The sequence below is a fragment of the Pseudoalteromonas ulvae UL12 genome, from assembly GCF_014925405.1.
GTDB classification, from domain to species: domain Bacteria; phylum Pseudomonadota; class Gammaproteobacteria; order Enterobacterales; family Alteromonadaceae; genus Pseudoalteromonas; species Pseudoalteromonas ulvae.
In genome coordinates this window covers 245,174-266,950 of the sequence record NZ_AQHJ01000028.1, presented here as the reverse complement: position 1 = coordinate 266,950, position 21,777 = coordinate 245,174, and the positions used below count along the sequence as shown (strand labels likewise).

At 40.7% G+C, this 21,777-nt stretch carries 22 protein-coding genes; 15 read left to right on the top strand and 7 right to left on the bottom strand.

Annotation, left to right across the window (positions count from 1 at the left end; all coding sequences use genetic code 11):
* Positions 1-186 precede the first annotated feature (186 nt).
* Genes cobO through cobT form a run of 3 tightly spaced genes read right to left on the bottom strand, consistent with a single transcriptional unit; the run spans position 187 to position 2,550 of the window.
* Positions 187-783 carry a cob(I)yrinic acid a,c-diamide adenosyltransferase gene (gene cobO, locus PULV_RS11520; RefSeq protein ID WP_193331773.1) on the bottom strand — a complete coding sequence of 199 codons (597 nt, stop codon included), beginning with the start codon at positions 781-783 and terminating at the stop codon, positions 187-189.
* The gene (locus PULV_RS11515; protein WP_193331772.1) at positions 776-1,558 is read right to left on the bottom strand and encodes an adenosylcobinamide-GDP ribazoletransferase; all 783 of its coding nucleotides are present in this window, start codon (positions 1,556-1,558) and stop codon (positions 776-778) included. The genes cobO and PULV_RS11515 overlap by 8 nt, the downstream gene beginning before the upstream one ends.
* Positions 1,555-2,550, bottom strand: a complete 996-nt coding sequence (gene cobT, locus PULV_RS11510) for a nicotinate-nucleotide--dimethylbenzimidazole phosphoribosyltransferase (RefSeq protein WP_193331771.1) — start codon at positions 2,548-2,550, stop codon at positions 1,555-1,557. Before cobT ends, PULV_RS11515 begins: the two co-directional genes overlap by 4 nt.
* A gap of 426 nt (positions 2,551-2,976) precedes the next feature.
* On the opposite strand from cobT, the gene cobU reads away from it, so the two are divergent.
* The 4 genes from cobU (at position 2,977) to PULV_RS11490 (ending at position 6,905) form a co-directional block, all read left to right on the top strand.
* A complete protein-coding gene (gene cobU / locus PULV_RS11505) occupies positions 2,977-3,543 on the top strand; it encodes a bifunctional adenosylcobinamide kinase/adenosylcobinamide-phosphate guanylyltransferase (protein WP_086745107.1) in 567 nt (188 codons plus the stop codon).
* On the top strand, positions 3,540-4,136 hold the full coding sequence (locus PULV_RS11500) for a histidine phosphatase family protein (protein WP_193331770.1): 597 nt from the start codon (positions 3,540-3,542) through the stop codon (positions 4,134-4,136). Before cobU ends, PULV_RS11500 begins: the two co-directional genes overlap by 4 nt.
* Positions 4,137-4,258: 122 nt before the next feature.
* Entirely contained in the window at positions 4,259-5,641 is a 1,383-nt protein-coding gene (locus PULV_RS11495) for an amidohydrolase (RefSeq protein ID WP_193331769.1), read from the top strand.
* Between the two features lie 4 nt (positions 5,642-5,645).
* On the top strand, positions 5,646-6,905 hold the full coding sequence (locus tag PULV_RS11490; protein ID WP_193331768.1) for an amidohydrolase family protein: 1,260 nt from the start codon (positions 5,646-5,648) through the stop codon (positions 6,903-6,905).
* 366 nt (positions 6,906-7,271) lie between these two features.
* Here PULV_RS11490 and PULV_RS11485 read toward each other — a convergent pair whose 3' ends face one another.
* Both PULV_RS11485 and PULV_RS11480 read right to left on the bottom strand, forming a co-directional pair.
* Positions 7,272-7,724, bottom strand: a complete 453-nt coding sequence (locus PULV_RS11485; protein ID WP_086745103.1) for a DUF3010 family protein — start codon at positions 7,722-7,724, stop codon at positions 7,272-7,274.
* A gap of 69 nt (positions 7,725-7,793) precedes the next feature.
* Positions 7,794-8,783 carry an endonuclease/exonuclease/phosphatase family protein gene (locus PULV_RS11480; RefSeq protein WP_193331767.1) on the bottom strand — a complete coding sequence of 330 codons (990 nt, stop codon included), beginning with the start codon at positions 8,781-8,783 and terminating at the stop codon, positions 7,794-7,796.
* Between the two features lie 253 nt (positions 8,784-9,036).
* Between PULV_RS11480 and thrS the strand changes: the two genes are divergently transcribed.
* From thrS to rplT, 4 genes are all read left to right on the top strand, one after another.
* The gene (gene thrS, locus PULV_RS11475; RefSeq protein ID WP_193331766.1) at positions 9,037-10,947 is read left to right on the top strand and encodes a threonine--tRNA ligase; all 1,911 of its coding nucleotides are present in this window, start codon (positions 9,037-9,039) and stop codon (positions 10,945-10,947) included.
* A 56-nt stretch (positions 10,948-11,003) separates the two neighbouring features.
* Entirely contained in the window at positions 11,004-11,564 is a 561-nt protein-coding gene (gene infC, locus PULV_RS11470; RefSeq protein ID WP_086745100.1) for a translation initiation factor IF-3, read from the top strand.
* Between the two features lie 182 nt (positions 11,565-11,746).
* Positions 11,747-11,947: a 50S ribosomal protein L35 gene (gene rpmI / locus PULV_RS11465; RefSeq protein ID WP_086745099.1), complete on the top strand. Its 201-nt coding sequence runs from the start codon at positions 11,747-11,749 to the stop codon at positions 11,945-11,947.
* A gap of 15 nt (positions 11,948-11,962) precedes the next feature.
* Positions 11,963-12,322: a 50S ribosomal protein L20 gene (rplT, locus tag PULV_RS11460; RefSeq protein ID WP_086745098.1), complete on the top strand. Its 360-nt coding sequence runs from the start codon at positions 11,963-11,965 to the stop codon at positions 12,320-12,322.
* Between the two features lie 64 nt (positions 12,323-12,386).
* Here rplT and PULV_RS11455 read toward each other — a convergent pair whose 3' ends face one another.
* Entirely contained in the window at positions 12,387-13,214 is an 828-nt protein-coding gene (locus PULV_RS11455; RefSeq protein WP_086745097.1) for an SDR family oxidoreductase, read from the bottom strand.
* Between the two features lie 102 nt (positions 13,215-13,316).
* Here PULV_RS11455 and PULV_RS11450 point away from each other — a divergent pair, with 102 nt between their 5' ends.
* From PULV_RS11450 to PULV_RS11420, 7 genes are all read left to right on the top strand, one after another.
* On the top strand, positions 13,317-14,030 hold the full coding sequence (locus PULV_RS11450; protein WP_193331765.1) for a substrate-binding periplasmic protein: 714 nt from the start codon (positions 13,317-13,319) through the stop codon (positions 14,028-14,030).
* 13 nt (positions 14,031-14,043) lie between these two features.
* Complete coding sequence (locus PULV_RS11445) at positions 14,044-15,792, top strand: M14 family metallopeptidase (RefSeq protein ID WP_193331764.1); 1,749 nt, start codon at positions 14,044-14,046, stop codon at positions 15,790-15,792.
* Position 15,793: 1 nt separating this feature from the next.
* A complete protein-coding gene (locus PULV_RS11440; protein WP_086745094.1) occupies positions 15,794-16,438 on the top strand; it encodes an MBL fold metallo-hydrolase in 645 nt (214 codons plus the stop codon).
* Positions 16,439-16,514: 76 nt separating this feature from the next.
* Entirely contained in the window at positions 16,515-16,973 is a 459-nt protein-coding gene (locus PULV_RS11435; RefSeq protein WP_086745093.1) for an Lrp/AsnC family transcriptional regulator, read from the top strand.
* Positions 16,974-17,135: 162 nt separating this feature from the next.
* Complete coding sequence (locus tag PULV_RS11430) at positions 17,136-18,692, top strand: SulP family inorganic anion transporter (protein ID WP_086745092.1); 1,557 nt, start codon at positions 17,136-17,138, stop codon at positions 18,690-18,692.
* Positions 18,693-18,835: 143 nt separating this feature from the next.
* The gene (locus PULV_RS11425) at positions 18,836-19,912 is read left to right on the top strand and encodes a sensor histidine kinase (RefSeq protein ID WP_193331763.1); all 1,077 of its coding nucleotides are present in this window, start codon (positions 18,836-18,838) and stop codon (positions 19,910-19,912) included.
* Positions 19,905-20,729, top strand: a complete 825-nt coding sequence (locus tag PULV_RS11420; protein WP_086745090.1) for a LytR/AlgR family response regulator transcription factor — start codon at positions 19,905-19,907, stop codon at positions 20,727-20,729. Before PULV_RS11425 ends, PULV_RS11420 begins: the two co-directional genes overlap by 8 nt.
* On the opposite strand, the gene PULV_RS11415 is transcribed toward PULV_RS11420, so the two are convergent.
* On the bottom strand, positions 20,726-21,724 hold the full coding sequence (locus tag PULV_RS11415) for an ATP-dependent 6-phosphofructokinase (protein ID WP_193331762.1): 999 nt from the start codon (positions 21,722-21,724) through the stop codon (positions 20,726-20,728). The genes PULV_RS11420 and PULV_RS11415 overlap by 4 nt on opposite strands.
* Positions 21,725-21,777: the final 53 nt, after the last annotated feature.

Sequence of the window (21,777 nt, the reverse complement as noted above, 5' to 3'; positions counted from 1 at the left end):
TGTTAACAGTCCGCTACAAGGTGTAAGTAAGTGTGAAAAGGTGACACACTTAAAAAGCTTTATGTGTAAAAATAGTCAGTTAGATATTACAAAGTACTTGAATTAATTTGAGGTGGGTGCCCTAAACATTTTAATTTAGAGCACCAGGTGACAGATAGAGTGAAGAAGTGAAAAAGGAATCACTGTTTACCAATCGACACCTTTTAACGCTTTCACACCTGAATCAAACGCATGTTTAACGTTACGCACTTCTGAAACCGTGTCGGCGAGTTCAATTAATTCGCGGTGGGCTGCACGACCGGTGATCACCACACTTTGCATCGGCGGGCGATTATTAAGAGCCGTAATAACACGCTCTAACGACACATAGTCATAAGTGATCATGTATGTCAGCTCATCGAGTAACACTAAATCGAGAGTGTCATCTTGGAGCATTTTTTCACATTCGAGCCATATTTCTTCAGCAGCTTGGGTATCGGATTCTCTGTCTTGAGTATTCCAAGTAAAACCTGTGCCCATGACATGAAAGTCAACGCCGTTACGGGTTAATAATTCACGTTCGCCGCATTCCCAATTTCCTTTGATAAACTGTGCGACGGCACATTTAAGCCCATGGCCGACACCTCGCGCTACGGTGCCAAAACCCGATGTTGATTTTCCTTTACCATTACCTGTGATAACAATTAATAAGCCTTTGACTGTTTGTGCTTTGGCTATTTTATCATCGACCGCTTGTTTGAGTTTTTCTTGTCGTGCTTTATGGCGTTCGTTTTTATCAGACATGTGAATTTCCTAATACAATAATAAGAGTGATGTACCCTAAAACTTCGATAACTAGTTGAGCAAAGCCTAAACAATCCCCTGTGTAACCGGCAATATGATGTTCAAACCATTTGATAAGCAACTGCCGTGCAACTAAACAGACACTTATGATGATCAATAGTTGTAAAATATTGAGGTAGACGATATTCAGCACCATTAATACCAGCAAGGTTGACAGTACGATCACCCATAACGACAGTGTATCCATATTATTGGCTAAGGGCTTTGTTTTAGTGTTTAAATCGGCTGTAGCATAAGGTGCTGAATAAATGATAGATGTTGCCGTGGCCCGGCTTAATGTGTGCATTAAAATAAGGGCTAGCATAGGATTGGTTAATTGGCAGAGTAATAAAAATTTCAACCCTAACACACTCACTAACCCTAACGTACCGTACGTTCCTAAGCGTGAGTCTTTCATAATACTGAGCTTTCGCTCCGTGGTGTAGCCTCCGCCAAAGCCATCGCAAACATCAGCGAGGCCATCTTCGTGAAAACCACCAGTGAGATAAAACCCAGCTATCATAGAGACAAAGATTGCAGTGGGGAGATCCACTATTTGGTTAACCAGCCAGAGTACGGCGGCGCACATCACACCAATAAGACAACCAACGAGGGCAAAGTATCGGCTGGCTTGATTGAGTTTATCTGGGCTGAAGTCAACTTTTCCGATAGGAATACGAGTCAAAAAACCTAAAGCAATTAAAAATACACTCCACTGCTGCTTTATAACTGTCACAGTTCTATACCTAAATCGCTAAAACTTGCCATATCATTATAAAAACTCACTGCGGATTGGATCAGAGGTAACGCGAGGGCTGCACCTGTCCCTTCACCTAGACGTAAACCCAAGTCGAGTAGGGGAAGTTCATTTAGTGATTCGAGCATGGCTTTATGGGCTTGCTCTTTTGAACAATGAGCAAAAATCATCCATTTTTGGCAGTCAGGATTGATTTTGATTGCAAGCATTGCAGCAGCAGTGACAATAAAACCATCGATGATCATTAACATGTTATGATGCTTGGCACTTAGCATGGCGGCCACTAAGTGCGCAATTTCAAAACTGCCTAGCTGCAACAGAGTATCAAGTGGTGAGTGAGAAAAACTTTTGTTAAAACGCTCAAGTGCACGTTGTACTAATTGCTGTTTTTTAGCCAGTTGTGAATCATTAATACCCGTACCAATCCCAACCGTCTCGGTTGCACTGCGATTTAATAGTGAGGCCGCAATTGCGGCTGCGGGACTGGTATTGCCAATGCCCATTTCACCAAAGCCCACGATATTACAGCCTGTTTGACTCAGTTTTTTAATATAGTCTTCAGTAAAAGCTTCTGTTTGTTGCCATTGGCTTTGGGTAAGCGCAGGCTCAATACTGATATCACCACAGCGGCGATCTAAGCGATTTTTGATCAATTGTGGATGGTCAATATCAGTCAAAGTACCACAATCGATGACTTGCAGTTGCCAACCTAAAGTGCGAGCAAAACAATTGATGGCCGCGCCACCTTGTAAAAAATTATTCATCATCAATGCAGTGACATCACTTGGGGCGATGCTGATATTGTGTTGGCTGATCCCGTGATCGCCAGCAAACACCAGCATGTGAGGGGCTGTGAGGGTGAGTGTATCTGCTTGTTGATTGTGTGCAATTTTTAAAGCGATGCTTTCTAATTGGCCGAGTGATCCAAGAGGTTTAGTCTTTTGATCAATTATAGATTGGTAACGTGACATTAAAACGCTCAGAGTTTTGTTTGCCCTATTGTAGGGAAATCTAGATTGCCATACCAGCAAGAATCAACGCTGAATGAAGTAAAAATTCCGATGTGGCCGTGTTAGAGCACATTTCTTATCGCCAATATTTGTTACACTAGGGGCTATTGATCTTTCGTGATGATTTTTGCAGCGAATTGTTGGGTATTTATACAAGGAAGCGCTTTTGTGGTGTAGCGAGTTACACGAAAAAGCGATAACGCAGTAGAAATACCCAACAAACGCTGCCCGAAGGGTTCGGCTAAAAGCGTATTTCTCTTTGTTGAGCAGTATTTGCTTAGAATGACTAGGCTACACACTGCTCGTCGCGATAAAAACGCTTTTATCTCGAACAAAACTTAACCACGAAAGATTAACTGCCCCTAAGCAAAAATAATCGAGAGTAACATGAAGCACTTAATCTTGGGTGGCGTACGTTCTGGTAAAAGTCGTTTCGCTGAAAAGTTAGCTAAAGAATCAAAGGCACCCGTGGTGTATGTGGCTACCGCAGAATCGTTTGATACAGAAATGACGCACCGAATCGCGCGCCACCAGCAACAGCGCCCTCATGCTTGGTTAACGATTGAGTGCCCACTTGAACTGACTAATATTTTAACTGATCCAAGTTATCAAAATCAGACCTTATTAATAGATTGCATGACACTTTGGCTAAATAATTGGCTGTACAGTGTCTCACTGCAACATCAGAGTACCGAATACGGCTCTCACTTTCGTAAAGATTTTGAGCGCCAGTTTGATGTGGTAAAACAGCAGTTTATCGAATCGTTACAGGGCTTTTCTGGTACTGTGATTTTGGTCAGTAATGAAGTCGGTTTTTCTATTACGCCTGATAATCCTTTGTCGCGCGTATTTGCTGATTATCAGGGCTGGCTCAACCAAGCATTAGCCGAAGTGTGTGATACGGTAACGCTGGTTGTTGCTGGGTTGCCTTTAACATTAAAGGAAGCGCAATGAACACTTTTGTGTATTTACTTCGGCACGGGCAAGTATCTGGAGAGCCATGCTTAAGAGGGGTCACCGACGACCCTGTTACTGAGCATGGTTTAATGCAGATGCAGCAAGCGGTATGTAACAAAGAATTTGATGTCGTGATTACCTCTTCACTAGTGCGTTGTTCACAGTTTGCAACTGAGTATGCAGCCACACATAACCTCCCTTTGATAGTTGAGCCTGCACTGGAAGAAATTAATTTTGGAGATTGGGAAGGTCTGCCATATTCTAGCCTTTTCAATCAGAAAAATAGCCCTGCGGAGCAATACTTTGCGAATCCGTATTTACACTCGATCCCCAATGGTGAACTCACCCGTGATTTTGACCATCGGGTCTACTCAGCAATACATACCCACGTGCAACAGCATTTGGGTCAACGCATGTTAATCGTCACACATGCAGGGGTGATCCGCAGTCTGTTGGCTCAGTGCTTAGGCTTTGGTTTCGTTGATAAAAACACAGGATATTTGCCCGTTAAAATTGAACATGCCGCATTGATATTATTTGAATGTTTTTCAAATAGTGACAATCAGTTAACCTTGACGTTATCTCTTTAAAACGCATTATGCGAATAAGGGATAATTTCACCCTTATTCTTTGTGATTTTGCCGCCAAAGAATCGCATTCTCGTATAGACTTCGCTAAAGTGTTGTTATCTATAAAAAGGAGAACAACAATAATGCGACACTTTGCCCCATCGGTGATGATGATTGCTCTCAGCGCAGCGTTAGTAGGCTGTAATGAGTCTGGTCCTCAAGATCCAAAAGTTACAATCAATAAAAACCCATATCCAAGTACGTATCAAGCTTTACCCAGTTCACAGACATTAATCCAAAATGCCGTCGTACTGACTGGTACAGGTGAGCGTTTGGATGATGCTGATGTGTTACTGGTTGACGGTAAAATTAGTCAAATCGGCCAAGACTTAATAGCTGATGGCGCAACGGTGATTGATGCAAAAGGTAAATGGGTCACGCCTGGTATTATTGATGTTCATTCTCATTTAGGGGCGTATCCGAACCCGGGTGTTGAATCTCACCAAGATGGCAACGAAATGACGAGTCCAGTGACCGCAGAAGTGTGGGTTGAGCACTCTGTTTGGCCACAAGACCCAGGTTTTAATACGGCACGTGCAGGTGGTATTACCACAATGCAAATTCTACCAGGCTCTGCCAACTTAATTGGTGGCCGTGGTGTGACGCTTAAAAATGTACCTGCACACACGATGCAAGCGATGAAATTTCCAGATGCACCGTATGGTTTAAAAATGGCGTGTGGTGAAAATCCAAAACGTGTTTATGGCAGCCGTCATGTGGCGCCTCAAACGCGTATGGGTAATATGGCCGGCTACCGCGATGCATTTGTACTTGCGACTGAATATAAAATGGCGTGGGAAAAATACGACCGTGATTATGCCGCGGGCAAAAATCCAGAAGCACCGAAGCGTGACTTAATGCTTGATACCCTCAAAGGTGTGTTAGATGGTGAAGTGATGATCCACAATCATTGTTATAAAGCCGAAGAAATGGCCATGATGATTGATTTATCAAAAGAGTTTGGTTACCACGCCGGCACTTTCCACCACGGTATTGAAGCGTACAAAATTGCAGATTTGCTGGCTGAAAATAAAAACTGTGCGGCACTTTGGCCAGATTGGTGGGGCTTTAAAATGGAAGCCTACGATATGGTACATGAGAACATAGCCATCGTTGATGCGGTTAAAAACTCGTGTGCAATTGTGCATTCTGATTCAGACACCACTATTCAGCGCTTAAACCAAGAAGCGGCTAAAGCGATGACAAGTGGCAATCACATTGGTTATGACATTAAAGAACAAGATGCCATTACTTGGATCACGGCTAATCCTGCAAAATCGCTCGGTATTTTAGACAAAACAGGTACTTTAGAGTCAGGTAAACAAGCGGATGTGGTGATTTGGAATCAAAACCCGTTCAGTGTTTATGCCCATGCCGAACAAGTATTTATTGATGGTGCGAAAGTATTTGATCGTTATGATGAAAAATACCAAGCTAAAAGTGACTTTATGTTAGGTCAGCGATAAGGAGATGATAAAAATGAATGGTTTTAAAAAGTCTGTTTTAGCTGTTGCCTTATTGTCTGGTTTTTCAGCATTTGCGGCACCTGTCGCCATTACTAATGCAACTGTCTACACAGTGACTGAGCAAGGCATCCTTGAAGGTGCCACAGTCGTGATGGATGAAGGAAAAATTATTGCGATTAATCCTGAATCACATAACGCAACGCAAATAATTGATGCTGAAGGGAAAATATTAAGCCCTGGTATTATCAGTTCGCTTAATCAGCTAGGGTTAGTCGAAGTGGGTGCTGTGGCGGCTTCTCGTGATGCCGGCGATAAGAAAGCGGATATTACCTTTGATCCGAGTTTAGCGTTTAATCCGCGTTCAAGCTTGATCCCGTATGCACGTAAAGGTGGCATTACCCGTGACGTGATTGCGCCTTCAGGTGGAGACGAAATTTTTGCAGGATTAACTTCTGTTGTGGATTTGTCGGGTGAATTCGACAGCGTATTGACGCCCCGTAATGCCGTGTTAGTTGAATTGGGTGAACGCAGCAAAGGCTCTCGCGCTTACAGCTTACAAGAGTTGATTGATACTTTAGACGGCCAAGCGAAAAAGCTTGAAAAAGCCGCTAAAAAATCAAAAAAAGATGACAAAGATGACAAAGAGCCATCTAAAAAAGAAACAATCTTAACTGAGTTGTTATCTGGTGATAAGCCACTGATTGTTGAAGTGTCACGGGCGCAAGATATGCTTGAATTGATTAAACTGAACACTCAGTTTAAAAAGTTAAAGATGGTTTTTGCTGGCGCACATGACGCATCTGTGATTGCTGAACAATTAGCGCAAGCTAACATACCGGTTATTATCAGTGTTGTTGCGAATTTACCAGGCAGTTTTGACTCTTTAAATTCATCACTCACCACTGCTGGCGTGCTTGAAAAAGCTGGTGTGAAAGTTCTGTTAACAATTGGGGGCGATGCCAGTCACAACATGTATCAACTTCGTTATGATGCTGGTATTGCAGTTGCCAATGGCATGAGCCCAGAAGGTGCTTTAAAAGCTGTAACTGCGAATGTGGCCGATGTATTTGGTATTAACGCAGGACAAATCGCTGTTGGTAAAGCTGCAGATTTAGTCCTTTGGAGTGCCGATCCGTTTGAAATAAGCTCTAAAGTAGAAAAAATGTGGATTGGTGGTGAGCAATACAGCACGCAATCTCGCCAAGATAAACTTGCCGAGCGTTATACAAAAGAATCTGCATTACCTCGTGCTTACACTAAATAATAAATTTATATCTGTGTAATGACATAAGTACGATGTCTATTAAAAACCGCTTAAGTTGTTTAAGCGGTTTTTTTATTTAACGTAAGATATTTTCGAGATCTTGTTTGAAAAGATAATAAGCAGTGAAATAGCGAATAGTGATAAAACAGCTGACGATAAATAACATTGATCAAGTCAATCTATAGTGAGTCGTTAATTGTTGAATCAGATGAACTAAACCTAGCATAAATCCTGATACTTAAATCCCAAAAACGACAGTCGAAAACGCCTCTTTTTGCCATTGCCTAACGATAATAAAAGTCGAAATGACAGGCTACAGATACAAAAAAAAGGCCAGTCGGCCTTTAGTTAATCAGTATCAGAAAATTAGATTTCTGACTGTGAACGGGGATATGTTCGTTCCATAATTTCGACATACGCCGAAACAAAGGCTGATTCTTGGAATTTTTTAAGACCAGTTGATTCGAAGTCAATTGGTAAAGGGTTACGCTTTAGTTGATCTTTGATGTCAGTGGCCGACAATAATACAACATTGATCGTGTCAATCAGCTGAATCGCAGTTTCCATTTTAAAACCGACTGCGCTACCTGCAAACTTGCCATTGTGTGGGCGTTGTTTGATTGCAACAGTATCAACCTGGTAATCTTCAAGTAACTTTTTAAAATCAAACTGAAACTTCTTAACTTGTTCAGCATCGTTTGAGTTAGATAACGTAAAGCGTGTTTGGCGCACGTCGCGAATATCAAAAACATCGTCTTCTTTGCTTAATAAACAAAGCAGGATTTCGCTGCCCTTGATTTCTACACCACATGTTCTCATTGTATATTCCGGTAATCTAAAAAATTTTTTTCAGTATATCATCGAATGCTTTTTACTGTCGTGAAGATTTTATTTTTTAACGATGTCGATATACACCAAAGCATGATCACTGCTAATTTTTTGTGTTTGAGGTGATGTATTGACTATATGTTGATCTAAGGCGTGATATTGCATTACAAATTTTGAATCTGTGTGGCTGAGCATTTTATCGGTGAGAATATAATCAAGCACTTTACCTTCATCGCGGTAATAATGAGTAGGCGTTCGAGGAGTCATTAATGGGTAGGAATCGTTTAACCCGAGTGTCGCTTCTTCTGGGTTCGGATCATCAGGCACTGAATTAAAAATAAACCCTAAACCCTCAGCATTGATTTGATCATTGAAATCGCCCATCACTATGGTGTGAACGTGTTGGTTGGCCTGTGTTGTAATTACATCATTAAAGAGCAGTGCTAACTCTAAGGTGCGTTGCATATCACTGTGATATCGGCCAATTGTTTCATTTATCAGCGCATTAGCATATGAATGTGGTTCAAATTGGTTGTCAGTGTAGTGAGATAAAGGGGTCGGGCGCTTGGATTTCAAATGGACAATATAAAAACAGGTAGGTCCCATATCCGGTATGTTTATCAACGCTTTTATCGGTAAGCGATTAAATTTAAATTCAGTAGGAAGATTCAAGGCGCTCAACAAAGATTGATTGGCGGTTACTGCGTGTGTGGACACAAACGGGTATTTCGATGCTATAGCTACAACAGGGCGAAAAAACAAAAAAGGATCGTCTTCATCTATTTTTGGTGAAGTAACCGTGGCGAAGTAAGGTAATCCATGGGTCAAACAGATTATTTTAAGTTCCTCAATACTAAAGACTTCTTCAAATCCAATGACATCAGGGTTGAGCGCTGTTAATTGCTTAGCTAACCAGTCGTTTTTTTCTTGCCATTGCAAGGCTGTGTAATGATCATCAGGATGATAATAACTAAAGGGGGGGGCTGCATAATTGAATAAATTTAGTGAAGCAATACGCAGGGTTGTGGGAGATGGGATCGGTTCAGCCATTGGTTTGTCTTTTGTTGTTCATCTCCCAAGTATGCGAGTAATCAGACAGATGTCAAAATAGGCTGTTGATATTGCCTTATTTAATCTTGTAATTATCGAATAAAAAAGACAAAATGCATTTTTTGTAGTTTTGTAAACTACACGTGCAGCCAAATGCTTACTCGTAAAAGCGTTTTATGCGTTGTATTTTTTTATCATTTTTATTGCTACACGTGATGCATTGTAGGGATCACCACTGTAGAAAGGAAATATCATGCCAATTATTACTCTTCCTGACGGTAGTCAACGTCAATTCGAACACGCTGTCTCTGTAATGGATGTCGCTTCAGATATCGGCCCAGGTCTTGCCAAAGCCACCATCGCTGGTCGAATTAACGGTGAACGTGTTGATGCATGTCAACTCATTACTGAAGACAGTCAATTACAAATTATCACAGCAAAAGACGATGACGGTTTAGAAATTATTCGTCATTCTTGTGCGCATTTATTAGGGCACGCAATTAAGCAACTATATCCTGATGTTAAAATGGCGATTGGTCCAACGATTGACAATGGCTTTTATTATGACATCGACATGGAGCATTCATTAACTCAAGACGATCTTGATGCGCTTGAAAAACACATGCTTAAGCTTGCTAAAACTAATTATGATGTTGTTAAGAAAGTAGTAAGTTGGCAAGAAGCCCGCGATGCCTTTGCTGCACGTGGTGAAGAATACAAAATAGAAATTCTTGATGACAACATCAGCCGTGATGACAAGCCTGGCTTATATCACCACGAAGAATATATCGATATGTGTCGTGGTCCACATGTACCAAACATGAAGTTCTGTCATCATTTCAAAATTATGAAAGTCGCGGGTGCTTACTGGCGCGGTGATTCAGACAATAAAATGTTGCAACGTGTTTATGGGACTGCTTGGGCTGATAAAAAACAATTAGCAGCCTATTTAAAGCGTCTTGAAGAAGCTGAAAAACGCGACCACCGTAAAATCGGTAAAGCACTCGATTTATGGCACTGGCAAGAAGAAGCACCAGGAATGGTTTTCTGGCATAACGATGGCTGGAGCATTTATCGCGAACTTGAAGAGTTTGTTCGTGAAAAGTTACGCGAATATAAATACGAAGAAGTGAAAGGTCCGATGATGATGGACCGTGCTTTGTGGGAAAAATCAGGCCACTGGGATAAATATAAAGATGGCATGTTCACGACTGAGTCTGAAAAACGCGAGTATGCAATCAAACCAATGAATTGCCCTGGCCATGTTCAGATTTTTAATCAAGGTCTTAAATCATACCGTGATTTACCACTTCGCATGGCTGAGTTTGGCTGTTGTCACCGTAATGAGCCATCAGGTGCATTACACGGGCTGATGCGAGTGCGTGGTTTTACTCAAGATGATGCACATATCTTCTGTACAGAAGAACAAATTATGGCTGAAGTCTCATCATGTATCCAAATGGTATACGACACATACGAAACATTCGGTTTTGAAAAAATCGTTGTTAAGTTATCGACGCGTCCTGAAAAACGCATTGGTGACGACGAAATGTGGGATAAAGCCGAAAAAGCCTTAGCTGAAGCATTAACCGCTAATGAGATTGAATTTGATTACCTACCAGGTGAAGGGGCGTTTTATGGCCCTAAAATCGAATTCACTTTATATGATTGTCTAGATCGTGCATGGCAATGTGGTACAGTGCAGCTCGACTTTGCATTACCAGGTCGTTTAGGTGCAACGTATGTTGCAGAAAATAACGAACGACGTACGCCTGTGATGATCCACCGTGCAATTTTGGGTTCGATCGAACGATTCATCGGTATCTTAACGGAAGAGTATGCGGGTCAATTTCCGACGTGGTTAGCACCAAAACAAGTTGTCGTAATGAATATTACTGACAAACAAGCTGATTATTGTCACGAAATTGTAGAAAATTTGAATAAACTTGGATTTAGAGCCTGTGCTGACTTGAGAAATGAGAAGATAGGCTTTAAAATCAGGGAGCATACTTTGAAGCGTATTCCGTACTTATTAGTAGTAGGGGATAAAGAAGTTGAGCAGAATGAGATTGCAGTTCGTACTCGTACTGGTGAAGACTTAGGTAAATTCAAAGTAGATGATTTCATTAGCAAATTATCTGAAGAAATAAATAATAGAATTTAATAGTGCAAAGCGCGCAATTAATATACAATTACGCGCTTTGTTTAATTTAGTATCTCTTGGAGGAACGCATCATTAGAGGCGGAAAGAAGGGTCAACAAACGACTCAGAAAAATCGGATCAATGAAGACATTACAGGCAAAGAAGTCAGGCTAATTGATATAGATGGCGAGCAAGCTGGTATTGTGTCCTTACGTGACGCACAAGCTATGGCAGATGAAGCCGGAGTTGATCTGGTTGAAATCAGCCCCAATGCTGAGCCACCTGTTTGTAAGGTTATGGACTACGGCAAGTTCATTTTCGAAAAAAGCAAAGAACTAAAAGAGCAAAAGAAGAAACAAAAGCAGATCCAGATTAAGGAAATCAAATTCCGTCCTGGTACTGATGATGGTGACTACAATGTGAAATTACGTAGTTTACGTAAATTCCTTGAAGGCGGCGATAAAGCCAAGATCACTATCCGTTTCCGTGGCCGTGAAATGGCTCACCAAGAAATTGGTATTGCTTTATTGAACCGAATTAAAACTGATTTAGAAGACATCTCATCTGTAGAGTCTTTCCCTAACAGAGTTGAAGGTCGCCAAATGGTGATGATGATGGCTCCGGTAGCGAAAAAATAAGTTAGTGAACGAATTTAAATCAGGTTTACAAGCGAACTGAAATGTTACACCTGATTTAACCGGCAAAAAAGTAATGTTTTATTGCATTCGCCGGATAAGGGAGTAAGTAAGGCCTTAAAAGTGTTGAAGTAATTCAGCCGCCTGCTTACTTAATATTAATGCAATCTCATGGAGTAATTGCAATGGGCTATAAATTAAAAAGCCACAGTGGCGCTGCAAAGCGTTTCAAAAAGACTGCTTCTGGCGGTTTCAAGCGTAAGCAATCGCATCTTCGTCATATCTTGACTAAGAAATCTTCTAAGCGTAAGTCACACTTACGTCCTAAGACAATGGTTCACAAACGTGACGTTGGTTTAGTTTCACGTATGTTACCATTCGCTTAATAGGAGTTTTTAATCATGGCAAGAGTTAAACGCGGTGTTATCGCACGTCAACGTCACAAGAAAGTTTTAAAGCAAGCTAAAGGTTACTACGGAGCACGTTCACGTGTTTACCGCGTAGCATTCCAAGCGGTTACTAAAGCAGGTCAATATGCTTACCGTGACCGTCGTGCGAAGAAACGTACTTTCCGTCAATTATGGATTGCACGTATCAACGCAGCTGCACGTCAAAATGGTCTTTCTTACAGCCGTTTCATTAACGGTCTTAAAAAGACTTCTGTAGAAATCGATCGTAAGATCCTTGCAGATATCGCAGTATATGACCAAATCGCTTTCGCAGCATTAGTTGCTAAAGCAAAAGAAGGTCTATCAGCGTAAGCTTTTGATTGAAAGCAAACGTTAAAAGGGAACTTAGGTTCCCTTTTTTGTGTTTGAAATTCGACTATTTTGATTTGTTAAGTAACCTATCAAGCATTCTCGTCGATAAAATACGTTTTAAATAACCAAAAAGGTAAGTCGGAAACGTCACATAATAGCGAGGCTTAGCTCGTTTACTCTCTAAAGCATGTATTAGCGACTTAAGGACTGCTTCAGGCCCTAATGTAAATGGCTGAGGTTTAGTTTGGCTCTCTAAACGCTGTTGTTGTGCTAAGTAGTTTTGCTTATGGCTGCTTGATTCGATATCGATATTTTTCGTAAAAGCGATGAGTGCATTGGCCCTGAATTTTGATTCAATCGGCCCTGGCTCTATTAAGCTAATTTGTATTTCAGTATTTTTAAGCTCTAACCTAAGCGTATCTGTTAACCCTTCTAAGGCAAATTTACTTGCATTGTATGCCCCACGATACGGTAAACATACCAGCCCCAGTACTGACGAATTTTGAATAATCCGTCCACTTGGTTGCTTTCGCATGACTTTAATAACCTGACAAGTTAACTCATGCCAGCCAAATAGGTTTACTTCAAATTGTTGTCTTAACGCATCAGTGGGTAAATCCTCGACTGCGCCAGGTTGCCCATATGCGCCATTATTAAATAGGGCATCTAACTGTCCATTCGTGATGCTAAGTGCTTCTTTTAGCCCTTTATGAATGCTTTGCGTACAAGCTAAATCAAGTTGAACGCAGTGCAAACCTAAGGACTTTAAACGCGCCACATCATCGAGTTGGCGACAACTTGCCACCACAAGATAACCTCGAGCATGTAGCTCTTGGGCGCAATAAAGGCCAATACCAGAAGAGCAGCCAGTAATTAATATTGATTTACTCATAGTTAAAAATCATTGTTATTAGAGGTTTAGTTGAGCTTATCATAATTTTTGTTACCCTAAGAGCATCAGCCCATGTGTTTTATGTATTAGGAAGGATTGTCCATGCAAAAAGCGGTTATTAGTATGCTTATATTATTTGTGGTATGTGGATTAAACGCTGAAGAGCCAAAATCAGTTATTTTGAGTGTTGATAATTACCCGCCTTATATTGATGGGCGACGTTATGACAAAGGAACGCTTGGAAAAATCGTCGAAACGGTTTTTTCTCATCATCATCGTAAAGTGAAGTTCGAGTTTATGAGTTGGCCTGAAACGCAACTTAAGATAGAACAAGGACAAGGGTTTACATTTATGTGGTATAAATCTGAAGGCAGTGCACTTGATTGGATTTATTCACAGCCGATTGATTACCTAGAGACTGATTTAGTCTTTAAGCGAGATAAGCTTATTCAGTTTCAGCGCCTAGATCAGCTGCGCAAATATAAGATTGGCCTCACACATGGTTATAGTTACGGAAAACAATTTGATGAATATAAGCAATACTTATCAATTGTAGAATCACAATCGGATTATGAAGGGTTAAAACGATTGTTAGCTTCAGAGATAGATATTTTACTCGTTGAACCATTAGTCGCAAAAAGTTTGCTCAATGACTGGTTCTCAGGCGAAATGGACAACGTAAAATTTCAGCATGTTGATTACCTATCAAGACAACCAATCTATTTAGTGTGCAGCCAAAAATATGCAGGTTGCGCGCATGGTATATCACTTTTTAATCAATCATTGCGCCAGCTTAAAGCAGATAATAAATTATAAGAGAATAAAACTCATGCTATCAATATTAGCCTTATCTGTTGCATTAAGCGCAGATTTTCACTTACCGCCTAATTTACCTTGGAATGGAAAAAGTGCACATTTAATACAGCCGTCACATCCTTTAGTCACCGAGTTTGAGTTGTCTGAAGGTCAAAGCAGCCCTGATTACTCAACAACCATGGCTTATCTAAATAAAATAGCAACTGAACACCCTGATATTTTTAGCATAGAAACCATTGGTACAAGCGATCAAAATCGCGATATTTTAATGCTCAGAGCAGCCGAGAATCCTTCTGTTAATAAACCCACATTATTAATTCAGGCTGGTATTCATAGTGGTGAAATAGATGGTAAAGATGCCGGTTTTATGTTGTTACGAGACATTGCCACATCATCAAAGCGAGCGTTATTAAAGAAAGTTAACTTATTGTTTATCCCTATTTTAAATGTTGATGGGCATGAACGTAGCTCAGCCTATAACCGAATTAATCAACGAGGCCCTGCAATAATGGGCTTTCGGAGTAATTCCAAAAATTTAAATCTAAATCGCGATTATACTAAACTCGAGACGCCCGAAGTCGCAGCCTTAGTCAAGGTGGTGAACCACTATCAACCCGATTTATACATAGATGTCCATGTGACCGATGGCGCTGATTATCAATACGACGTGACTTATGGATATATGCCTTCTTTTGCGAGTGATTCTCCAAAAATTTCCCAAGTGCTCGATGATTATTTAAAACCTGAAATCGATACTGCACTAGAGGAAATGGGGCATATACCAGGGCCGCTCGTATTTGTTATGAACAAGCAAAATATAAAAGAAGGCTTAGCTGGCTGGGTGGCAACACCACGATTCTCGAATGGCTGGGGAGATTTACGTAATCTGCCAACTATATTGGTCGAAAATCATTCTTTAAAGCCTTACAAGCAGCGAGTATTAGGGACTTATGTTTTTCTTGAAGCGACCATTAACGCGTTAGCCAAGCACAAAAAAAACCTTAAAACAGCTGTTTTAACCGAGCAGAATCAACTACCTCGTCAGCTAGTTGGACGCCGAACTTATAGCAAAAATCCGGATTACCTTGATTTTAAAGGGATTAGTTTTAGCCATTTTGACAGCTCATTAACAGGTCAAAAAGAAGTAAAATACACAGGAAAAGCGGAAACATTTAAGCAATTGCCTATATTTTGGCAAAAAGAGCCTGCAGTGGTATTAGATGTTCCAAGGCGTTTTTATATTCCATCACATTATCAAGATATAGTTGCCAAATTAACATTACAAGGCGTGAAGGTTTCACAAGTATCGAAACCGAGCACGTTATCACTAACGCAATTCGTTATTTCAGATTATCAGTTTGATCCGTTGCCATTTGAAGGGCGGATGCGGGTCAGTGCTGATTTTAATCAAACCAGTATGACCACAGAAATAGATACTAGTTGGTTTGTAGTTGACGCTGATCAGGCACTGGGTAAGTTGGCGACTCATTTGCTTCACCCAAGCGCAGTGGATTCATTTTTTCAGTGGGGCTTTTTTAATACTGTTTTTCAGCGTACTGAGTATGTCGAAAATTACGCCTTAATTCCGTATGCGACACAAATGCTTGCTGATAATCCCGCGCTCAATCAAGAATTCAAAAATAAATTAGCCAATGATGCCAAGTTTGCAGCATCGGCAAAAGAGCGTGCAGCATGGTTGTATCAGCAAACACCTTATTATGATCAGGGGTATTTGAAATACCCTATCTTATTTGAGTATTAATATGTTAAAAATTAACATTCAGCCTGTGACGGCTTTTGCCCAAAATAGCAGTTTATTAATTTGCCCAGTCACTCAACAAGCTGTTTTGGTTGATCCGGGTGGGGATCCACAAATATTGATTGATCTTGTCGATAAAAATGACTGCAATTTAGAACGGATATTGCTGACACATGGCCATTTAGATCATGTTGGAGCGGCGAAGGTGCTGGCTGAGCATTTTGGTGTAACAATGATAGGCCCGCATATAGACGATAAGTTTTGGTTTGATGCCTTGCCACAGCAAGCACAGATGTTTGGATTTTCACCTATAGAGGCTTTTTTGCCTGATGCTTGGTTAGCTCATGGTGATGAAATCTTATTTGGTGAGCAGCAATTAGCAGTGCGCCATTGCCCAGGTCATACACCTGGCCATGTGGTCTTCATCAATCATGCCAGCCAAAGTGTAATAGTCGGCGATGTGTTATTTAAAGGCTCCATAGGTCGTACTGATTTTCCAAAAGGGGATCAAGCCCAGCTGATTGATTCAATAAAAACACAGCTGTTTACATTACCGGGCGAGTTTATTGTTTATCCTGGACATGGACCAAGTACTACGATTGGGGAAGAAAGGCAAACCAACCCGTATCTAAGTGGTCGGTTTGGTTAATTTAAACAAAATGACAGACAAATACTGAATTGGTCTGTATAATTTTACTAACAATTGATTAAATAAAGAATTAATAATGTCATTGAATCAAGTTGATCGCCAGATTTTGGCTTTACTACAAAAAGATGCAAGTTTATCAACCGCAGAAATTGCGGATAAGGTTGGCTTGTCACAATCTCCTTGTTGGCGTCGCATTGCACGATTAGAGCAAGAAGGGTATATCACCAATAAAGTCGCATTACTGGATCCGAAATTACTGGGTTTTGATATGCTGGTGTATGCCCACGTCCGTTTATCGAGCCATGGCCGTGCACAATTAGCGCAATTTGAAGAGCTGATCATGAGTTATGATGAAGTCACTGAATGTTACAGTATGGCAGGCACAATGGACTTTATGTTGCGGATCATCTCAAAAGGAATTGAAGGCTATGAGCATTTTGTGCGCGATAAGTTACTGAGTTTAGATTATGTGCAAGAAGTGCATTCTAATGTCACCATGACGTGTGTGAAACGCAGCACAGCACTTCCTCTGTAACTAATATTCAAATCATTTAAATGGCAGGAACCACGATTTAAAATTGTGTCCTGCCATTTTTGTTTTAAGCTTAAAACCAAGGGTTTAATTGTAGCTAAAGTGAATTTTTGCTAGAATTTGCAACCATTTTTTTAGATAAAACCAACAGGAACGGGATAATTAATGTTTAATTTGCTGAGTCGAGCACCTAAATCGGCCAAAAATGATGTACTTTCAGGTTTAACAGTTGCATTAGCACTTGTCCCTGAAGCTGTTGCCTTTGCATTTGTGGCACATGTTGATCCGTTAGTCGGTTTATATGCGGCTTTTATTGTTGGTTTAATCACCGCTATCTTTGGTGGACGCCCTGGCATGATCTCCGGTGCAACGGGTGCGCTTGCGGTCGTAATGGTGAGTTTAGTCATTGACCACGGTGTCGAGTACTTGTTTGCAACTGTGTTGTTAATGGGCTTTCTGCAAATTATGGCCGGCATTTTTAAACTTGGTAAATTCATTCGAATGGTGCCTCATCCGGTTATGCTTGGCTTTGTGAATGGCCTTGCGATTGTGATTTTCTTAGCACAATTGTCACAATTCAAAACGCCAGATGAAAGCGGAATCATGCAATGGATGCAAGGGGAAGCAATGTATATCATGTTAGGCCTTGTTGCTTTAACTATGGCTATTATTCATTTTTTACCAAAATTGACGACGGCTATTCCATCATCATTGGCTGCAATTGTCGTCGTGACAGGTATCGTAATTGGTTTTGATCTTGAAGCACGCACTGTTGTTGACTTTTTACGCGGGATGACTGGCGATGCCAGTGCAACCCTTGCTGGCGGTTTACCAACTTTCCATATTCCAAATGTGCCATTTAATTTTGAAACATTACAAATTATCTTCCCATATGCGTTGGTTTTAGCGGCTATAGGATTAATCGAATCTTTATTAACGCTTACTCTTATTGACGAAATAACAGAAACTCGTGGTAATGGTAACAAAGAGTGTATTGGCCAAGGTGCGGCGAACGTAACGTGTGGTGTGTTTGGCGCCATGGGTGGCTGTGCGATGATTGGTCAATCAATGATTAATATTAACTCCGGTGGTCGTAGCCGCTTATCTGGCATCACTGCAGCCCTGATGTTACTGGTTTTCATTGTTTTTACCTCAAGTCTAATCGAGATGATCCCACTGGCTGCGTTAGTGGGGGTAATGTTTATGGTGGTGTTAGGTACCTTTGAGTGGTCAAGTTTACGTATAATGAACAAAGTGCCTAAATCAGATGCGTTTGTGATTGTATTGGTTTCAGGTGTGACAGTAGTGACAGATTTAGCGATTGCTGTGTGTGTCGGGGTCATAGTATCGGCGTTAGTTTTTGCTTGGCAGCATGCAAAACACATTTATACATCGGCTTATATCGATTCAGAAGGCTCTAAAGTGTATGAATTACATGGCCCGTTATTCTTTGGTTCAGTTAAAAACTTTTTGGAGTTGTTTGATATTAAAAATGATCCAAATGATGTCATTATCGAATTCAAACATAGCCGAGTGGCCGATCACAGTGCGATTGATGCGATTGATACGTTAGCCGAACGCTATACAAAAGCGGGCAAAAAACTTCATTTAAGACATTTAAGTCAAGACTGTATACAACTATTAGAAAAAGCATCAGACTTAGTTGAGTATAACGTAATCGAAGATCCGACTTATAAAGTCGTGTCGGATAAACTGGGTTAAGGTTACGTCCAATAAGTTTAAAAAAGGCGCTTCGGCGCCTTTTTTGTTTGCGTTAAGGTGCAATAAAAGCAAGATGATTAACAGTGTTTTATTAACGGAACATTTTATAATGCTTAAAACATTCAACAAGATCGTCTTATATTTTGAATTGGCAACAACTGGTAGAAAACCGACATAAATTTTTCTGGGTCTTACAGGTCGCAGGCTGGTTAGGTTATGCGTTATTAAATTATATCGGTTCTAAAGTATTTGAAATGCGTGATATCTATATCTTTGTCATCATTTTGAATGCGTATGCAGGTTGTTTGATGACGATCCCATTGCGCTACCTTTATCGTCGAATTTGGAATGCAAAGCCCGTCGTTTTATTAGGTGTGGTGTTTAGTGCATCGTACGTAGTCGGTACGCTTTGGTCAGTTGTACAAAAGTTTAACTTATGGGAGATTTATCGTCATGGTTATCGCCCAACAGAATGGTTTTATTACTTTCAACAAGGTTTAGACTCGGTCTATATCGTGTTATGTTGGAGTGGTTTGTACTTTGGTGTTAAGTACTATCAATTGCTGCAAAGTGAAAAACAAAAAGCGCTAAAAGCCAACACTATGGCCCATGAGGCGCAACTAAAAATGCTGCGGTATCAATTAAACCCTCATTTTTTATTTAATACCCTCAATGCAATTTCAACATTAATTTTGGTTGAAGAAAACAAAAATGCCAATCAAATGGTTTCGCGTTTAAGTGACTTCCTGCGTTATACACTCAATACTGATCCGATCAAAAAAGTACCATTAGAACAAGAAATTCATGCACTAATGCTGTATCTTGAGATAGAGAAAGTGCGATTTGAAGACAGACTATCGGTTGATGTCGACATCAGTGTACAAGCAAATAGGGCGTTGGTACCGAGTTTGATCTTGCAGCCCTTGATTGAAAATTCAATTAAATATGCAATAGCCTCACTTGAGACAGGCGGGCAAATACAAATTAGCGCACAAGTTTTTGCAAATGAACTATTGCTCGAAGTCAGTGACAATGGCCCAGGGACTGATATTATCTCAGGTGAGCTGGCAAAATTATCAGGTGTGGGTTTAGCAAACACCAAAGATAGACTTAAAACGCTCTATGATAACAATTATTCTTTTGTGCTCGCTGATAATGAGCCGCAAGGGCTAAAAATTAACATTCGTGTTCCTTATGAAAGGGCAAAAAAGCATGACTAACATAAAAACGATTATCGTTGATGACGAGCCACTAGCTCGCAAAGGGCTAGCCGTTCGATTAACGGATTACCCTGAATTAGACGTAATCGCATTATGTAAAAATGGTAACGAGGCGATTGACGTCTGTAAAAGCCAAAAAGTGGACCTTATTTTTTTAGATATTCAAATGCCAGGTATGAATGGTTTTGAAGTGGTTAAAACGTTGCTTAACTTTGACATGATTCTCCCTGCTATCGTGTTTGTTACTGCGTTTGATCAATATGCCGTGAAGGCCTTCGATGTTCATGCTCTGGACTATATTCTTAAACCCGTTGATGAAAATCGATTAAAACAGGCGGTAGACAAAGTGCACTCTCACATAAAAACACAGCAAGACCAGGTTCATAAAAGAAAGTTAGCCAGTTTTGTAGCAGGGATCACAGGCAATGACTGTGAAGATATTTTAAAGAAACTTGCCACAGGCGCAAAGCTTGACGATAAACGCTATCCAGAATCAATCGCAGTAAAAGAGCAAGGCGAAATTATTCGTGTCCCTGCAGCAACCATCCAATGGGTTGACGCCGCAGGCGATTATATGTGCTTACATTGCTCTGATGGTAAAACTCATATTTTACGTAAAACAATGAAAGAGCTTGAACAAGAGCTTGACCCAAATTTGTTTGTTCGCGTACACCGCAGTGCGATCGTCAATACTAAACAGATCACTAAACTCGTCACTCAAGTAAGTGGGGAATACCAATTAGTACTTGAGAATGGGCAAGAATTAAAAGTCAGCCGAAGTTACCGTGACAAAGTAAAATCGGCATTGGCGAGTTAGTCGGTTAAGTCAAAGTTAAATTGTTTTAACCGCTTAATAAGGGCTTGATTTGCTGTATTTTTCAAGCCCGTATCTGCTAAAGGTATTTCAACGAGCGTGTTATTCAACGTTCCTATCATCACGCCTGATTTGCCTTGCACTAATGCATCCACAGCTGCAATCCCTAACTGTGTGGCTAATACTCTGTCCATCGCGACGGGTGCGCCACCACGTTGTACATAACCTAAGATTGCACTTTTTGTATCGACGCCAGTGTTGGATTGAATGTTTTGTGCGAGCGTTTGTGCACTGATGGATAGCGCATTTTCAGCAACAACAATCACATAACTTTGTGTTTGCTGCCATGTGACAGCGTGTTGAATAGACGAATACAGTTTAGATAAGAAATCAGACTCATTTTCGATAATTTCTTTACAAATAATTTGCTCAGCGGCACATGCAATCCCTGACTCCATGGCAATAAAGCCGCAATCTCTGCCCATGACTTCAACAACAAAAATACGTTCAAATGCATCAGCGGTATCGCGAATTTTATCAATACAACTTAACGCTGTCTCAATCGCGGTCCAAAATCCGATGGTTTGATCTGTGCCGTTTATATCATTGTCGATAGTGCCGGGGATCCCAATAATGGGTTTAGGCCAGAATTTATTAATCTGTGTTGCGCCACGAAAGCTGCCATCACCGCCAATGACGATAAGCGCATCGATGGCCAATTTGTCGAGTTGCTGTGCAGCCAGCTCGGGTCCATTATCCTCTTTCAAGGTTTGGCATCGCGCTGTTTTTAAAATTGTGCCACCACGCTGAATTATATTATCAACATCTTGGTGGGTGAGGGGGCGTGATGATAATGAAAAGAGACCATTATAACCTGCTTCAATTCCGATCACGTCCCAACCAGCATTAATACATTTGAGAGTAATCGCACGGATAGCCGCATTCATACCCGGTGCATCGCCACCAGAAGTAAGTAAGCCGATACGTTTTATGCTCATAATGTCTTTTTCCGTACTATAAAGAATTGAAATAATAAGAAAAAGACAATAAA

Coding starts and splice junctions, on each gene's coding strand:
- cobT (WP_193331771.1), bottom strand. CDS start 2,550: ATGTCACGTTACCAATCTATAATTGATCAAAAGACTAAACCTCTTGGA.
- PULV_RS11440 (WP_086745094.1), top strand. CDS start 15,794: ATGTTAAAAATTAACATTCAGCCTGTGACGGCTTTTGCCCAAAATAGC.
- thrS (WP_193331766.1), top strand. CDS start 9,037: ATGCCAATTATTACTCTTCCTGACGGTAGTCAACGTCAATTCGAACAC.
- rplT (WP_086745098.1), top strand. CDS start 11,963: ATGGCAAGAGTTAAACGCGGTGTTATCGCACGTCAACGTCACAAGAAA.
- cobO (WP_193331773.1), bottom strand. CDS start 783: ATGTCTGATAAAAACGAACGCCATAAAGCACGACAAGAAAAACTCAAA.
- PULV_RS11420 (WP_086745090.1), top strand. CDS start 19,905: ATGACTAACATAAAAACGATTATCGTTGATGACGAGCCACTAGCTCGC.
- PULV_RS11490 (WP_193331768.1), top strand. CDS start 5,646: ATGATAAAAATGAATGGTTTTAAAAAGTCTGTTTTAGCTGTTGCCTTA.
- PULV_RS11430 (WP_086745092.1), top strand. CDS start 17,136: ATGTTTAATTTGCTGAGTCGAGCACCTAAATCGGCCAAAAATGATGTA.
- PULV_RS11445 (WP_193331764.1), top strand. CDS start 14,044: ATGCTATCAATATTAGCCTTATCTGTTGCATTAAGCGCAGATTTTCAC.
- PULV_RS11485 (WP_086745103.1), bottom strand. CDS start 7,724: ATGAGAACATGTGGTGTAGAAATCAAGGGCAGCGAAATCCTGCTTTGT.
- PULV_RS11495 (WP_193331769.1), top strand. CDS start 4,259: ATGCGACACTTTGCCCCATCGGTGATGATGATTGCTCTCAGCGCAGCG.
- PULV_RS11500 (WP_193331770.1), top strand. CDS start 3,540: ATGAACACTTTTGTGTATTTACTTCGGCACGGGCAAGTATCTGGAGAG.
- PULV_RS11415 (WP_193331762.1), bottom strand. CDS start 21,724: ATGAGCATAAAACGTATCGGCTTACTTACTTCTGGTGGCGATGCACCG.
- PULV_RS11450 (WP_193331765.1), top strand. CDS start 13,317: ATGCAAAAAGCGGTTATTAGTATGCTTATATTATTTGTGGTATGTGGA.
- cobU (WP_086745107.1), top strand. CDS start 2,977: ATGAAGCACTTAATCTTGGGTGGCGTACGTTCTGGTAAAAGTCGTTTC.
- rpmI (WP_086745099.1), top strand. CDS start 11,747: ATGGGCTATAAATTAAAAAGCCACAGTGGCGCTGCAAAGCGTTTCAAA.
- PULV_RS11480 (WP_193331767.1), bottom strand. CDS start 8,783: ATGGCTGAACCGATCCCATCTCCCACAACCCTGCGTATTGCTTCACTA.
- PULV_RS11435 (WP_086745093.1), top strand. CDS start 16,515: ATGTCATTGAATCAAGTTGATCGCCAGATTTTGGCTTTACTACAAAAA.
- PULV_RS11455 (WP_086745097.1), bottom strand. CDS start 13,214: ATGAGTAAATCAATATTAATTACTGGCTGCTCTTCTGGTATTGGCCTT.